Source organism: Haliscomenobacter sp., assembly GCF_033763495.1.
GTDB lineage: Bacteria > Bacteroidota > Bacteroidia > Chitinophagales > Saprospiraceae > Haliscomenobacter.
In genome coordinates, this window is sequence record NZ_JANRKL010000153.1 from 1 (window position 1) to 9,640 (window position 9,640).

Here is a 9,640-nt window from a genome sequence, read left to right on the forward strand (position 1 = left end):
ATGGCAGGAATGGGGTAGGAGAGGTCCTGATCTTCGCCATAACCACTGAAAGGGCGGATGCAGGTCACTTTTACTCCATAATATTGAGCCGTAATTTGTGCCAGGTATTCACCAGTCAGTTTACTCCAACCATAGGTCATATCGGGTTTGCCCATGCGGTCGAAGTTGATGTCTGATTCGCTCAGGGCGATGGCGTCACTTTCTGTTTGCAGGTCAACCGGGTAAGCTGCACTGGAGCTGGGGTACAGCACCCGCTCAGGTTTGTGGCGGCAAATCCAGTAAAAGAACTCCGCGTCGATGGACAAATCCAGGGCCACCATCATTGGATCGCCGTCTATTTTGGCGCGGCCACCTACAATGGCCGCAAAATGGAATACATCGCTGAGTTTTTCTACTTGCCAGCCGAAGGGTGCAAAAAAGCTGGGCGCATCGTGCAAACCCCGCAAGACATTGCGGAAATCATCCTGAATGAACAACAATCGTTCATCTGCCCCGAAAAAAGTAGCGTTGCCAATGCTGCGCCCTTGCGGAGAAGCCAACCAGTTGGAGGGGTGAGTTCCTACCGAAAGGTCGTCTATAAATAGGACTTTATCCTTAGTTTTGTTAAAAAGTCTTTTGACCATGTTGCGGCCTACAAATCCGCAGCCGCCACTTACCAGATGTACTTTTTGCATTTGCACTTTTTGTATTATTGTTCGATTTCAAGTGCTCCGAGCACTTTTTCAACGATGTAGTTATTGCGGTTGGGGGCGCTCCTACTTACTAATTCTGCTACAAAGCCTGCCAAAAAAAGCTGGGTACCAATAATCATACAGGTGAGGGCAAAGAAAAACCAGGGATTTTCGGCAATAAGGGGCGCACGTTTGACATGGTTGACCACATCGTACAATTTGGAAAACCCCAAATAGGCCACTGCGATCAAACCTGCCAAAAACACGATCAGCCCTGAAGTACCAAAAAACTGCATAGGTTTTTTACCGTACCTGCCTACAAACACCACTGAAAGCAGATCGAGAAAACCGGTAAACAAACGCGTCCAGCCAAACTTGGAATAGCCATATTTACGGGCACGGTGTTCTACTACCTTTTCTCCAATTTTTTTAAAACCAGCCCACTTGGCCAGGAGGGGAATGTAGCGGTGCATGTCCCCATAAACCTCCACACTTTTGACCACTTCGTTTTTATAGGCTTTGAGTCCACAGTTGAAATCGTGCAGGTTGATCTTACTTACTTTGCGCACCACCCAGTTGTAAAATTTGGAAGGTATGGTTTTAGAAATGGGGTCGTGTCGCTTTTTTTTCCAGCCCGAAATCAAGTCATAACCCTCATTGGCAATCAGATGGTAAAGCTCCGGAATCTCATCGGGACTATCCTGCAAGTCGGCATCCATGGTGATGACTACCTGCCCGGTAGCCGCTTGGAATCCAGAGTGCAAGCCAGCAGATTTGCCGTAATTGCGCCGAAATTTGATGCCTTTGATGTTGGGATTTTGGGCGCGCAGTTGCTCAATTACTTTCCATGAAGCATCGGTACTGCCATCATCGACTAGGATGACCTCGTAACTGTAGCCATTGGCATTCATTACGCTGCGGATCCAGGCTTCCAGCTCTGGCAATGATTCTTCTTCGTTGAGCAAAGGGATAACTAGAGAAATGTTCATGTCGATACTTGAGTGTTCAAAGGATTATTTGCCTTTACTGAATCCCGATTTGCCATAGGTTGTCCAGGCTACGGCTAAAGCCATGACGAATCCACCAATCAAGCCAAAAGCAAAGGCAAAAGCGGACTTTTGGAAAGTAGGGATAAAATCTTCGGCTTTGTACTGGTCTTTCATTTTCCAGGCATTTTCTTCACCCAGAATATTTTTGCTGCTTTCGAGGCCTTCACTTAAGACTTCAGCCTGCAAATTTATCATTCCGGGATCAATAAACTTCAAAAGTACGAAGTAAAATACATGGGCAATCAGGTGGGTAACGACAAAAGTGCCAAAAGCAGTGCGCAAGGCGGGTTGCCAGGCATACAATTCTGTCGTTTGGCGTGCTTCGCTGCGGCAGGCGAGATACATGGCCAAAGCATAAATGGGCAAAACACCCCACTGTACGCCCGGGTGGAAGTAGAGTTTTTTGTCCATAAAATAAAACAGCAGGAGCCACAGCACAACTGCGGCTCCTGCTACACTACCGAATTTTATCATGGTTTTGGCAAAGTTTGCATGTTGACTGAATCATGCTGCAAACTTAATCAATACTGTTCCATCAATGGTCAACAAAAATGGAAATGCTGAAATTATTCCATCGGTGGGTTACGTTTAGCGGCAGCAGCAGCAATCAAACCGATCAAGGCTGCACCAACTGGAGCAAACGCTAAGTTGAGCAATTGGCGGTTGAGTGAAAAACCCTTTTTCATTTGTTCGGTTTGAGCCTCAATCTGAGCTTCATCCATCCCTACTTCGGCGAACCAGTCGGACATCCGGGATACCATGTTGTTGGCAAAATCTGGATCGATCACCGTGACGTAAAGGATGTTGAATGCGCTGCTGATCAAAGAGCTGATCACCAAAATCAAAAAGGCAACTACAAATGCTTTACCGAAAGGGATGAGGCCACCTAGTTCTGTTTCGCGATAGGCTCGTACGCCGCGGGTAGCCAGGACACCACTTAGGATAAGGCTAAGTAAACCGATGCCCATCAGCGAAAAAGACCAGACCATTGGGCTAAGGCCATTGCCGCCTACATACATCAACATTGTGAGTACAGCACCAATGACGCCGATGATCACACCCCAACGAATGACGTAAGGCCAATAGGAAGCATTGGGGTTTCCTTTTGGTACTGCTGAATCAAGAGTTTCCATGTGCGAAAATTTAATGAGGGTTAATAAATGCCGATCCGTTGTTGACTACCCCAATCACTTTGCCTTTCAACTGCACACCCAGCAGGGGAGAGTTACTGGACTTTGAGCGAATGTGCGTTGGCCCAAAAGTCCATTGGTGATGAGGATGAAACACTGTTAAGTTGGCTTTAGCCCCCTCACGCACCGTAACTTCCTCCAAGTTGAAGATTCTGCGGGGATTAGTGGCAAGTTTTTCGACCAACTCAGTTTGGGAAAGGACACCCTCTAAATGTGTATTGATTAAGGCATAAGTTGTTTCGAGGCCAATTGCCCCAAAATCGGCATAAGGAAACTCCAGTTTTTTGGCTTCTTCTTCCAGGGGAACGTGGTTGGAACCAATCAGATCAATGGTCCCATCTTTGAGTCCCTGCTTGAGGGCTTCGATATCTTCACTACTGCGCAGCGGCGGAAGTACTTTAAAATTGCTGTCAAATTCGACTAAAGAGCGATCGTCGTAGGCCAGATTAAGGGCAGCTACCGAACAACTTACCTTGAGGCCTTTAGCTTTTGCCTGGCGCACCAAATCCACGGCAAATTGAGAGGAGAGATTGGCGAGGTGCAAGCGGGAATCGGCGTATTGAGCCAGGTAAATGTCGCGCTGTACCATCAGGTCTTCAGCCAGGTTGGGAATACCTTTCATCCCCAATGAAGTGCTCACAACACCTTCATGCATTTGCCCTTCAAAAGCCAGGGTACGGTCCAAAGGTTGATTGATGACGATGCCGTTGAAGGCTTTAACGTATTCCAGGGCTCGCAAAATCATCCCATTGTCGGAAATGGCCTGGTTGCCATCCGAAAAGGCAATTGCCCCGGCGTGGTGCATATCGATCATCTCAGTGATGTCCTTGCCCTGGCATTTGCTGGTAATGGCACCAATGGGGAGAATGTCAACCAATTTCCCACGGCTGAACTGTTTGAGGTAGCTCACTTCTGTTTTCCCGTCTACAGCGGGCGAGGTGTTGGGTTGAGCAGCAATGGCGGTAAAGCCTCCCGTCGCCGCTGCTGAACTTACCGAACGGAGGTCTTCGCGGTGCTCGTACCCCGGGTCTCCTACCTGAACGCCGATATCTACCCAACCTGGCGACACCTGAGCTCCTTCCATTTGAAGGACCTGGTCGGCATTGCGTTTGAGATCGGCACCAATGGAGGTAATTTTATCACCTTCAATAAATAGATCAACAACCTTGCCGTGATAAGGGGAGTTGGTGTCGATTACGGTGGCTTTGCGGATTAAAAAATTCATTGCTCAATTTATACTTTCCAAAATCTCAGCAAAAGTATCTCAATCCCCAAAAAAAGCAAAGTCAAAATGATGCACCAGCGCCATAATACGGTTCCCTGGTTGTTTTCCTCGATTTGGGCTGTCAGTACAGCAGAGTCGAGAGCAGCAATTACATTGACATTTTCACCAACTTTGGCACTGAGTTCTTCGGGGCTAAAATATTGCAGAGCCGACTCGCGGCGGTTGTAGTTGAAGGCATAACTGTGGTTGACCTGTCCAGGATTGAGGAAAAGATCATAAAAACCAGATTTTTTGATCTGGTTGTTCATGGTTAAAAATACTTTGGCACCTACTGCCCGTTGCTGTGGAATAAATTCTCCGGCGTCCCCTTTCATTTTGTACACGATCTCGGCGCTATTCGCCTGATGGTCAGCTTCGAGCAATTCATCTCGGCCAATAATGTAGCCGATTCGCTGGTCGGTACCTGCCGAAATCGCCATTTTATACACCATAGGGATGAATACCTCTCCACTATTGACCAGATTGTTGAACTCCTGGGCCAGGGGCGCTGCACACACGTACAAGTTGCCTTTGCCCTGTTTGTATTTAGACAAATAAGGGCTGCCATCCCGGTACGAGAGGAGTTGCTCTTCGGCGCGAGAATTGAAGCGCCCAAAAGTGAAATTGCCCTGGGTGGCGGGTAGGCGCAGGTTTGCGCTGCGGTTGAGAAAAACGTCTTTAAAGATGAATTCACCCTGATTGACTTCGCCTACATTTCTGCCGATTTGTTCAAAGCTTTGAGGGGTATTGGCAGGAAAACTTTGCAAAAAGGCAGCGTAAGTCCCCAAATTGGCGTTGCGCCCGGGGAAAACCAAAACATTGCCCCCATTTTCGACATATGATTTTAATTCCGCAGCCATCCCTGAAGAGATGTTGCTCAGGTCGTTCAACACAATCAACTGATAATCCACGAACTTGGAATAATCCAGGTTTTGGTTGTTTACATCGCTGAGTTTGAAATAGGGTAATCCATTTACAGCTGCTTGCAGATAGCGATTGGGCGTTGTTTCGTTAATGGCCAGCACCTTGATCTCATCGGACACAAAAAAGCTAAAAAAATACTGGTCATCAAACTGGATGGGGTAATCCGTAAGGGTTACCTCTGCTCTTTGCCAACCTGTACCTGAAATGGTAATATTCACAGTATCCACCCGATCTGCACCTGCACCAATGCTGAGTGAACCCAAGGGTTTGATTTCATTGGCATACTTGAGGGATACCCGGGCATTTTCTACCGGGGTTGTGCTGTGGTTGTGGATTTTGACAAAAAGAGGCGTAGTTTGATTGGCCATCCGCACGGGAGCTTCAAACCAAACACTATCAATGCTCAGGTTTTTTTCCTGAACGGACTGCAATGGAATAAAATTAAGGGGTAAAAGGGTGTCCTGATAGGTGCTCAGGTCCATGACACTGCGCTGAAAGTCGGAGATGAGGTACGAAACCTGGTTGTCGGTTTTGGAAAGAGAAAGCGCTTGTTTTTGCCGGGCTAACACTTTGGACATCAACTGTACTTCAGGACCGAGTGCAATCTCATCAATCATTCCCAGGGCATCTTCCTTGTTCACCAGGCGTTGTTGCCGACCACTGAACTCATTACTCAAAATTTGAAACCGATCTTCTGGTCCATGGGCCGTAACGATTTCCCGTGCCCTTTGTTTGGCTTTCTCGAGTAAGGGTACATCCTGACTGGAAGCACTCATGCTGAAAGAGTTGTCAATGTAGATGCTGACCGCTTTAATGCCTTTTTTTACCTCTGTTTTTTGGGGAATAAAGGGTTGGGCAAAAGCAAACACCAGGAACAACAAAGCCAATAAACGCGCTGCAAGCACCAAAAAGTTGCGCAGTTTGGAACGCATGCTCGTTTCATCTTTCACTTCTTTTAAAAAACGCACATTGGTGAAGTACACTTTTTTAAAACGTCGAAAATAAAACAGGTGCAGAATGACCGGAATGGCGAGGGTGGCAAGTGCCCATAAAAACGTCGGGTATAAAAACTGCATGGTCAGGATCGATTTACCAATTAACGTTGCTGTTGGGTGGAAGGTTGTGTGGGGCGGGGTTCCTGCTGGATTTTGCTGTGGCCTTGCAACCCCCGCCCCCTAAAGGGGAGTACGTTTTCGGTAAACTTAAGCTGCTAATTTCTATGTTCAAAAAGATAGCATTAAGGATTAACGCAGAATGTACTCCCCTTTAGGGGTTGGGGGTTGTAAGGCTAAAGCACAATGTCCAAAGACAAACCCCAATCAAAAAAGACGCCTACCGCTTCCGTTTCTTTGGGTCTTTTCTTTCATTTGCCGTAGTTCGGGGCGCAGCCGGCGTACTGGGCTTCGGTTGCTGTGGTTTTGGTTGAGGCTTGGGTTCTTCAGCTGGAGGGTTCTTCAGGAATTTCCACAAACCAGTTCCCACAATGCCCAATACCCCAACAAGGAGTGTCAGCGACGAAGCAGTTGAAATGGCTTTACCTTTGGCAAATGATGCTGGTTCAAAACGGAACTCCACTTCATGTTTACCCGCTGGAATCCGCATACCCCGTAGGATGTAGTTGACCCGGATGTGTTCAGCAGCTTTGCCATCGATGTAGGCATTCCAACCTTTATTGGGGCCATACCAAATCTCCGAAAATACTGCAAACTGCTCGCTGGGGCTATCACTCTGGTATTTGAGCTTTTCAGGATGGTAACTGCTCAACTTGATGTTACCTTCTGTCTTGGGATCAAAATTTTTAATGTAAGCGTTAAACTCCTGGTGCACAATGGCCTGAGAATCTGGTGAGAAAGCACTCAATGCAGCCAGTTCAATGTTGTTTGATTCGGCGATCAGGAGTGTGTCCACAAACCAGGCATTGCCCAAGGCTCCCGGGTTGATTTGGGACATTGGCGTTTGTTGCCCTTCAGGGGTGAAGATGTAATATTTGGTATTGAGCATGTCCAATACCTTCTTATCCCCTTGGGCCAGAAAACGTTCAATTACATCATTGAAACGTTGCATCTTGGCGGGGTTGTAGCCACCGATGGTTTTGTGGAAATACGAAGTCATCGCCCACTGGAATGCATCGGGCTTGATTTCATGGACGCGGTAGTACAAGTCTTTTTCCTTGTTGATGATTTCGAGGTCTACCGGGCGGGGTTGGAAGTTGGTTTGGTAATCCGTTTTGGAGACAAAACTTTTTGGACTCACGTAGCGACGGCCTACGCCCCACACGTCAAAAATGGTCAGGATACCAATTCCGGCGATGGCGATGGTGCTGCTGATTTTTTTGGTCACAAAGGCCCAAATCAGGCCTGCACAAAGGGCAATCAGGAAAAAGCTGCGCCAGGCATCTCCACTGAACAAAGCTTTACGGTCGGCAACAATATCTGCTGCTACCAAACCGCTGCTGGCCAACTGGGCGTCATTTGCGCCACTAAAGCTGAAAAAGCTACTACCAATCAAGGCGAAAATCAATGATAAACCACCCGTCAGACCAGCGGCGATCCACAATTTGGTCAATAATTTTTTAGGTTCTTCATCAGTTTTGAGCACCTGCCCCAGGGCTAAAAAGCCCAGCATGGGCACCAAAAAGGCGGTTACACTCAGCACCGAGCTTGGCGCCCGGAAAGAATTGAACAACGGAAGATTCTCAAATAGGAATTTATTGAGCCCGCCATCGTGTTTGCCCAGAGAGAGGATCATGGTAAAAATGACGCCAAAACCCAGCCACCATTTTACTGGCCCCTTAACGGTAAACAAACCAAATACGAACAAAAATAAAGCAATCGCACCCAAGTATCCTGGGCCACTGGTGAAGGGCAGACCGCCCCAGTACATCGGCAATTCTATATCGGTAGGACCTTGATAACCCCGAGCCAATAAGGAAGTCATTGTTTTTGAATCAGCTCCAATTGGCTCGGCATTACTACCTCCCGCTGCCCTTGGAATGAGCGTGGCTAGCAAGTCGATAGAGGTATTGCTCCATTGGGTAGCATAATCAAATCCTAAACCTTCTGTCACCGGGTTTTGGGCTTCAGGAGTTCCCGGAACGGGTGCCTGAATTTTTTTACCCCGCATGGTGGATTCTTTGTATTCCAGGGTAGTGAGCAAATTGGAAGCTCCTGTACCTACTCCGATCAAACCTGAAACAATGATGAGAATAGCGGCCTTCGCAAAGTGTACCATTTCACCCTTACGAATGGAATCGACCAATTGGGCGATGCCAAATGCTAGCATGGTCAGAATCAGGTAATAGGTCATTTGCACGTGGTTGACCCAGAGCTGCAAAGCCGAGCCGATGCCAAAGAGCAAGGCTCCAGCCAGGTATTTTTTATCTCGGAAGGCCAGCAACAAACCGGCGGCCAACAGTGGCATGTAGGCAATGGCCCCCAATTTAGAGGTATGTCCAGCTTCAAAAAGCACCAGGTTGTTGGTCGTCAAACCAAAAGCAATGGCACCAATGACGCCCACCCAACGGTTGACACCCAAAACCACCATCAAGATGTAAAAGGCCAACATCGCAGAAATAAAACGGCCAATTGGCCGGGGAATGTACAATTGTAGCAAATTGTCATAAAAGCCCGTTTTATTGCCATCGCGTACACTGGCGATCTGGTAAGTGGGCATCCCGCCAAACATGTTATTGGTCCACAGTGGCATCCGACCTTCTTTGGCTTTATAGTCGTTCATTTCTTTCATCATGGCCGTGACCTGGGTGATGTCACTCTGGTTCATAACTTTACCAGAGAGTTGCGGCGCAAAATAAAAGGCCGATACACCGGCGAAAATGACGATGGCGATCAGGTGAGGAATGAGTTGTTTAATCAGGTGGTTCATGAAAATGTTAATTTAAAACTGGCCAATGAGCAATAAGACCTTCAGTTCATAAAGTCCATTAATTGGCTCAAAAATCCACATCTACATCGTATGGATAGGTGATCAAATATTTGATTGCTTTGTCGATATTATACCCTTCAAAAACAATGTTGTACAACATCTGAGTGATGGGCAGGCGCAATTTATAATAATTTGCCAAATGCCAGGTAATTTTCAGGGTACGAACCCCTTCAGCCAATTCGGGCATAGTGGCTTGAATATCCTGCATTTTTTCGCCTTGACCCAAGCGAAATCCAAAGGTATAGTTCCGGCTGCTTTTGCTGGTAGCCGTTGCCACCAGGTCACCAATGCCCGCTGTGCCATAAAACGCGGAGTTGGTCGTGCCCATTGCCTGGCCAAATCGCACCATTTCCATCAGCCCACGGGTAATGAGCATGGCCTGAAGGTTTTTGCCCAGGCCCCGCCCGCGCAGGATGCCTGAGCCAATGGCAATCACGTTTTTCAATGCCCCGGCCAATTCAGCGCCCAGGATGTCGTTGTTGCCAAAAACGTGGAAAGCATCGGAAGAAAGTACTTTTTTACCCAGGTCAATGACCTCTTCGTACACGCTCCCGATTACGGTGGCGGTGGGCTGACCTTCCAGAATTTCGGTAGCCAGGT

Annotated in this window: 8 protein-coding genes; all 8 read right to left on the reverse strand. The window is 47.6% G+C overall.

Annotation, left to right across the window (positions count from 1 at the left end):
* A partial coding sequence (locus tag SFV55_RS16000; RefSeq protein ID WP_320030531.1) for an NAD(P)-dependent oxidoreductase occupies positions 1 to 674 on the reverse strand: 674 nt, incomplete at its 3' end.
* 14 nt (positions 675 to 688) lie between these two features.
* Positions 689 to 1,660: a glycosyltransferase family 2 protein gene (locus SFV55_RS16005; RefSeq protein ID WP_320030532.1), complete on the reverse strand. Its 972-nt coding sequence runs from the start codon at positions 1,658 to 1,660 to the stop codon at positions 689 to 691.
* Between the two features lie 24 nt (positions 1,661 to 1,684).
* Entirely contained in the window at positions 1,685 to 2,194 is a 510-nt protein-coding gene (locus tag SFV55_RS16010; protein WP_320030533.1) for a DUF4199 domain-containing protein, read from the reverse strand.
* Positions 2,195 to 2,286: 92 nt separating this feature from the next.
* Positions 2,287 to 2,853, reverse strand: coding sequence for a DUF4199 domain-containing protein (locus SFV55_RS16015; RefSeq protein ID WP_320030534.1), 567 nt, complete (start codon positions 2,851 to 2,853; stop codon positions 2,287 to 2,289).
* Positions 2,854 to 2,863: 10 nt separating this feature from the next.
* Positions 2,864 to 4,135 (reverse strand): dihydroorotase, encoded by a 1,272-nt coding sequence (locus SFV55_RS16020; protein WP_320030535.1) that lies wholly within the window; start codon positions 4,133 to 4,135, stop codon positions 2,864 to 2,866.
* Positions 4,136 to 4,143: 8 nt separating this feature from the next.
* Positions 4,144 to 6,174 (reverse strand): BatA domain-containing protein, encoded by a 2,031-nt coding sequence (locus tag SFV55_RS16025; RefSeq protein ID WP_320030536.1) that lies wholly within the window; start codon positions 6,172 to 6,174, stop codon positions 4,144 to 4,146.
* Between the two features lie 256 nt (positions 6,175 to 6,430).
* On the reverse strand, positions 6,431 to 8,980 hold the full coding sequence (locus tag SFV55_RS16030; RefSeq protein ID WP_320030537.1) for a YfhO family protein: 2,550 nt from the start codon (positions 8,978 to 8,980) through the stop codon (positions 6,431 to 6,433).
* A gap of 67 nt (positions 8,981 to 9,047) precedes the next feature.
* The coding region (locus SFV55_RS16035) for an NAD(P)H-dependent glycerol-3-phosphate dehydrogenase (RefSeq protein ID WP_320030538.1) at positions 9,048 to 9,640 on the reverse strand (593 nt) is incomplete at its 5' end.

Coding starts and splice junctions, on each gene's coding strand:
- SFV55_RS16020 (WP_320030535.1), bottom strand. CDS start 4,135: ATGAATTTTTTAATCCGCAAAGCCACCGTAATCGACACCAACTCCCCT.
- SFV55_RS16010 (WP_320030533.1), bottom strand. CDS start 2,194: ATGATAAAATTCGGTAGTGTAGCAGGAGCCGCAGTTGTGCTGTGGCTC.
- SFV55_RS16030 (WP_320030537.1), bottom strand. CDS start 8,980: ATGAACCACCTGATTAAACAACTCATTCCTCACCTGATCGCCATCGTC.
- SFV55_RS16005 (WP_320030532.1), bottom strand. CDS start 1,660: ATGAACATTTCTCTAGTTATCCCTTTGCTCAACGAAGAAGAATCATTG.
- SFV55_RS16015 (WP_320030534.1), bottom strand. CDS start 2,853: ATGGAAACTCTTGATTCAGCAGTACCAAAAGGAAACCCCAATGCTTCC.
- SFV55_RS16025 (WP_320030536.1), bottom strand. CDS start 6,174: ATGCAGTTTTTATACCCGACGTTTTTATGGGCACTTGCCACCCTCGCC.